6 protein-coding genes are annotated in these 4,974 nt (G+C 62.4%); 4 read left to right on the forward strand and 2 right to left on the reverse strand.

What is annotated here, in order from left to right:
* On the forward strand, nt 1–266 hold a 266-nt coding region (locus EB084_19355), incomplete at its 5' end, for a hypothetical protein (protein ID NDD30421.1).
* Nucleotides 267–388: 122 nt separating this feature from the next.
* Here the strand turns inward: EB084_19355 and EB084_19360 are convergent.
* Nucleotides 389–643 (reverse strand): hypothetical protein, encoded by a 255-nt coding sequence (locus EB084_19360; protein NDD30422.1) that lies wholly within the window; start codon nt 641–643, stop codon nt 389–391.
* Nucleotides 644–860: 217 nt separating this feature from the next.
* Nucleotides 861–1,055 carry a hypothetical protein gene (locus EB084_19365; protein NDD30423.1) on the reverse strand — a complete coding sequence of 65 codons (195 nt, stop codon included), beginning with the start codon at nt 1,053–1,055 and terminating at the stop codon, nt 861–863.
* 215 nt (nt 1,056–1,270) lie between these two features.
* Between EB084_19365 and EB084_19370 the strand changes: the two genes are divergently transcribed.
* The 3 genes from EB084_19370 to EB084_19380 all read left to right on the forward strand — a co-directional run.
* The gene (locus EB084_19370; protein ID NDD30424.1) at nt 1,271–3,046 is read left to right on the forward strand and encodes a hypothetical protein; all 1,776 of its coding nucleotides are present in this window, start codon (nt 1,271–1,273) and stop codon (nt 3,044–3,046) included.
* A gap of 188 nt (nt 3,047–3,234) precedes the next feature.
* Nucleotides 3,235–3,954: a DUF2652 domain-containing protein gene (locus EB084_19375; GenBank protein NDD30425.1), complete on the forward strand. Its 720-nt coding sequence runs from the start codon at nt 3,235–3,237 to the stop codon at nt 3,952–3,954.
* A 347-nt stretch (nt 3,955–4,301) separates the two neighbouring features.
* Nucleotides 4,302–4,974: hypothetical protein (locus tag EB084_19380; GenBank protein ID NDD30426.1), on the forward strand; the 673-nt coding region annotated here is incomplete at its 3' end.

Consider the following 4,974-nt stretch of genomic DNA (forward strand, 5'->3'; position numbering starts at 1 on the left):
CCTACTGCATCGTCAACGGCATGGCCAACCCGCTGTTCGACAAGCTCAACGTGTGGCGCAAGGCCGAGTACTACATACACAAGGCCACCGGCGTCGAGCCGAACACGTGGCTCGATCCGGAGATCAAGAACAAGGCGTTGGGCGTCGGCAACCCCGCTGACTTCGTCGACCCCGCCAAGCGCCAGGAAGGGCGTCGGGCCTTCTGGCAGGGCATGCTCTCCAAGATCGAGACCTGGCGGCGCGGCGATAAGCCGAAGGAGGCGTGAGGACGGCAGCGCAGTCGATGGTTCGACTGCGTCTGCTGACGTCGGAACGGCCGGGCGCGACGCTGCAAGGTTCTCACCAGGCTTTGTTGGAGGGCGCCTCTCCTACCGCCCGCCACATCGCCTCACCCCCCTCTCTTCCACAGCACGAAGGGGTCGTCGGGGCGCCCGTTCTGCTCGAGGCGTCGCACCTGCTCCCACTCCATCTGCTCGAGCTCGCTGCGCCAGATCTCGAGCTGTGAGGGGTCGACGTCGCCCTCGCGCTCACGCGCCTCGAACGTGGCGCGGCACTCTTTGACCTGTGCGGTGAGAACGTCGAGGTTGACGTACAGCGGGGTGAGCAGTGCCCCCAGGGGGCTGAAGACGAAGTAGTACTTCAACGTTTTCTTGATTTGGCGCCAGTTCAAAGAGTGGCTCCTTGGGGTGGGAGATTCGTCGAGGCCTGGGCCGTGAGCGGTCGGAAGTGCGGCTGTGAATCACGTTGCCTGTAGACGCGTTGTCATCGCAGGCGGCAGAAGCGCTCGCCCTATCAGTCTACGCGCAGGGTGCGCCAAAAGATGTCGCGCGTCCGCGGCTGCTGGCGTGTCTGCGGCAGCCTCAGTAGAACATGGCGTAGGTCACGAGCCGGAGCAGCGACGCGATGATCGGCCAGAACGCCAGTCGGTTCACCATTCCGTTGCGGAACTGCAGCAGGCGATGCTCGGGCTGGGCGTGCACGAGGTATGAGTTCATCGCCACAAGCATGATCATCAGGCAGGTGACGCCGTAGACGTATTCGATGTGGTTGATCACATGGACGCTGTCGAGTACGAGAGACAGCGAGGTGGGCCAAGGTGTGAAGCGACACGTCGTGATTTCAGCGAGATTTCAGCATCAAGCGATAGTGTAGGCCAATGATTGCTGCAGTCGCTCCTCGCCCTCCCGCTCAGCCTGCTCCTCGAACCTCCGCACCGCAGGCCATCGATGGTCTTGCAGGTCTGCCTGCGCTCGACGCCTCGCGTCAGGGGGTGGTGCGTGCGTTCGTTGTTGAGAGCCAGTCGGCAGAGGGACGAGCGCTCAAGGTTGAAGCGCTGAAGCACCTTCTTGCCGTGCAGCCTGCACTCGATGCGTCGACGATAAGTGCCATTGCAGCGTTTGTGAACGAGAGCAATTCGCTCGACGGGCGTCGTCTCAAGCTCGATGCGCTGCAGCGGCTGTTCATTGCGCAGCCCGCGCTTGATGGTGCCAGGATACGAGCCATCGCGACCTTCGTGAATGAGAGCAATTCGCTCGACGGGCGTCGTCTCAAGCTTGACGCGCTGCCCCGCATCCTTGCCTCGCGGCCAACGCTTGACGCGCCTGCTCTTACGGCAATGGCCTCGTTTGTGAACGAGAGCAATTCGCTCGACGGGCGTCGTCTCAAGCTTGACGCGCTGGCCGAGCTTGCAAAGATGCGGCCGCTTACGGCGGACATGGTGAAGGCGCTCGCGGGAAGTGTCAACGCTGTTACAGAAATCGACAATCGCCGTGCGGTCATCAGCGCAGCGTTGCAGTACATCAAGGGGATGTCGGGGCTCTCTGACGACCAGGTGATTCGCTCCACGCGCTTCATGGGATCATCCACCAACGCAACGACCCGCGCCCAGAAGCAGGAGCTGTTTGATCGGCTGCTTGCGGTGGGGGCATCTTCCGCACTGTTCGACGCGGCGCAGGCCTTCGTCGATGAGAGCAGCAGCGACCTGGGGCGCCAGATGAAGCTGCGCTCGCTGCTGGGGTTGCTGATGCTCAATCAAAGCCTGTCTGTGGTCCAGGTTCAGGCGCTGGCGTCGTTTGTGAACGCGAGCCAAGACATCCCGGGGCGCGCACAGAAGCTGAACGCGGTGAGCGCCATGGCCCAGCGGCGTCCGGATCTCCCTGTTGAGCTGATCAGGGGCACTGCGTTGTACGTGAAAGGGTTGCCAGCGGGGGCACCGCTGCAGTCACGTCTCGATCATGTGATCGGCTTCGTCGAGGCTTTCCCGAAGCTCGACGGCGGACGGGTCGATCTGGCGGTGAAGACCGCCGTGGCCAGCGGATACGGGGCAGTCAACGTCGAGGGTCGCTTCAAGTATGAGGTGCCGATGCTGCACGCTCGCGCACTGCTCGGGCCAGCCGCCACGCGCACACCGCACGCAGCAATGAGCGACGCGTCGATGCCGAGCCTCGATGCGGCCAGCGGGATGAAGCTCTTGCGTGAGATGGAGAGCGATGTTGCCGTGAAGGCAACCGGCGCGGCACTCGGCACCGCCACCGCGATGTCGGCTTTCTTTGCGGCGCGACTCGACGGGGGGCGTGAGGTTCTCTTCAACAAGGAGCCGGAGCTGCGACGGGCCACAGAAAACACGTGCACGTCTACGCGTTCGCGTGTGTCAGTTTTTGCATCAGTCGCTGTGAGTGTGGGCGGCTTGCTTGGCACGCTGGGATCCGCGTTTCATCCTGCGGTAGGCGTGGCCATCGCCGCAGCGGCCTGGACGGTTCTGCCCCGCGTCGTGCACGCCGCATTCGCCTCCAGCGTGAACCGCGACACCGAGGCGCGCATGCGATCGGTGCTCGAGCCGTATCGTCGCGACTGGCAGTCACGTATCGATGATGCCAGAGCCTTGAACCAGGCGGCGCGAGACGCTGTTCTGGCGAGGGTTGCGCCTCCCGTGGGCATATCGGGTATACAAGAGGTGAGCACGTCGGCAGCGCCACAGGCTCTCAGGGTGGAGCAGCAGGGTGACTCCGTGGTGATTGGTGGGATTCGTGTGGAGCGTCGGGTCTGAGAACGACCTCGCACGCCGCCCTGTCTATCCGCGGATAGCGCTCTCTCTTGTTCTCGATACGCTCTCTCGTCTGCGACACCCCGAACCCACCGTGCCTGGCGTGCGGAAGGTTGACACAAGTGCCGCACCTGCCGCGTGAACGTATCTTCTTTGTGCGTCGAAGAAAGCGATTGCAGGGGTGATGTGGTATGCCTGGTCGCGATCTGCAGGCGGTCTTGTTGCTTGCCGACATCTCCGGTTACACCCGCTTCATGCTGAGCAACCGCAAGGCGCGGCTTCACGCCACGGTATTCATCACGCATCTTCTCAGTGCTGTGATCGACGAGGTGCGTGAGCCGCTGGGTGTGATAGAGGTAGAAGGCGACGCCGTCTTCTGCGTGGCCGCTCGAGAGTTTGTGGGCCGACCATGGCCTGAGCTGCGTGCGTCGTTCTCACGTCTGGTGAAAGGTGTCTTCGAGCGGTTCGAACGCGAGCGCGATGCACTCGCAGTCAACAATCCGTGTGGTTGCACAGCCTGCCATAACCTTCTCGAGCTCGACATGAAGCTCATCGTTCACACGGGTGAGGTGACGCGCACTGATCTGGCGGGGCGTGTGGGCTACGCAGGGGTCGATGTCATCTGGGCGCACCGTCTGCTCAAGAATCACGTGAATGCGAAGCGCTACGTGCTGTTTACCCGCCCGGCCTTCGATCTGCTCGAGCAGGGCTCGAATCTTGATGTGAGGTCGCTGACTGAGACTGATGAAGAGCTCGGCACGATGGAGGTGCTCGTTCACGAGCCTGCGTGCACGACGCAGCGACCTCCATTCAATCTCGTTCGGTGTGTGGCGCAGGGATTCTGGTTGGCGTGGCGCACCCTGCTGCTCTTCCTCGGGATGCGGCCGGCGAATCGGTTCGAAGGCCACTGATGGTCGACCGGTGGCCGCTTCCGCGTCGAGAGTCGACAAGTCTGCCGTCGACTTTCTCGTGGGTAATGACGAGACTGAGGAATGCGTCAAACAGCGATCAACGCGACGCGGTCGAAGAGAGAAACCGGGCTTTCGTGAACGGCTCTACTGTTCAACGGCCGCTGCCATCACCCCTCAGCGCTCAGTAGCCGCGCGCATGCCCTGTCAGCACGGAGAGTGAGAGCCGACCCGGGTGCTCTGCCGCTCAGCTTCGGGAGGACGCTTCTTCGGAAGCGTGCGCTGCGGGCAGCCTGCTCAGCAGCTCGGCGAGTGCCGCGCTGAGCGCCACTTCGCCTCTGCCCCAGGTGGTGCAGATCATCGAAGTCGAGGCGCAGAGCACGACGACCCCGGCTGCATTCAGCGTGCCGGTGAGCACGATGAGAGTCGACCCGAATGTCACGTTTTGGCCACATGGTCACATCGCTGGGGACTCCCACGCGGTTGAGCAGAGCGGTGAGTTCGTGTGCCGGTACTTCCACGCAGAGGTCAAGCCGTACCCGACCCTGGGGCAGCCGTACTTCTTTCTCATGACCGGAAAAGACCCGGCAGGGCATATGCATCCGGCGTTCGAGCGGGTTCCCAACGGGATGTCCACCCCTTCGGTGGGTGGCGACATGCACGTCGCTCGCGGGCATCGGTCTGGAGAGGTCCACACCGCGCTCATCACGCGTGTCGATGAGACGGAGGTGACCGTTCTTCAGGCCCATGTACCGCTGACCGTATTGGGGGTTGACCTCAACTTCGTCGGGTTGAGCCGATATGTGCTCAACTTCGTCGGGTTGAGCCGATATGTGCTCAACTTCGTCGGGTTGAGCCGATTTGTGCTCAACTGCGTCGGGTTGAGCCGATATGTGCTCAACTGCGTCGGGTTGAGCCGATATGTGCTCAACTTCGTCGGGTTGAGCCGATATGTGCTCAACTTCGTCGGGTTGAGCCGATATGTGCTCAACTTCGTCGGGTTGAGCCGATATGTGCTCAACT

It is taken from the genome of Pseudomonadota bacterium, from assembly GCA_010028905.1.
In the GTDB taxonomy this organism is placed as follows: Bacteria; Vulcanimicrobiota; Xenobia; order RGZZ01; family RGZZ01; genus RGZZ01.